1 protein-coding gene is annotated in these 485 nt (G+C 38.4%); it reads left to right on the top strand.

Annotated features, from left to right (window positions below):
- Window positions 1-485 (top strand): IS110 family transposase (locus ACOMCU_RS28320; RefSeq protein WP_421052321.1); only part of this gene is annotated, 485 nt, incomplete at both ends.

Below are 485 nucleotides of genomic sequence, written 5' to 3'. Positions count from 1 at the left end.
TCCAGTAGTAGGTCTGGATGTCGCAAAAGGTGAAAGTCAGGTTCAAATGTTCTTGGATAAAAAAATGCCCTATAAAAGCAGTGTGAAGATTGAACATACGGTGGAAGGACTTGAAGAGTTACACTCTTATTTACTAGATTTAGAGCGTCAAACAGGGTTAAAACCACCTGTTGTATTGGAATCAACAGGTCACTATCATGCCCCAGTTGTGCAATTTTTAGAAGCTATGGAATATATTGTCATTATCGTCAATCCGCTCGTTTCATACCGAACGAAAAGCTCTAGTTTACGAAAAACTAAAACAGATGCAATTGATGCCTATCACTTAGGTGAACTGTATTACAAAGAGGATTTAGAGCCTCAGAAAAAGCGTGGTATTCAGCTTTTAAACCTTCGGCATCTGACAAGGCAACACGAAAATATGACGGGAATTATGGTTCAAACAAAGCTACAATTTCAAGCTGTATTAGATCAAGTTTTCCCTG

Source organism: Lysinibacillus sp. UGB7 (assembly GCF_049058285.1).
Classification (GTDB): domain Bacteria; phylum Bacillota; class Bacilli; order Bacillales_A; family Planococcaceae; genus Lysinibacillus; species Lysinibacillus sphaericus_B.
This window is presented reverse-complemented; position numbering and strand designations above follow the sequence as displayed.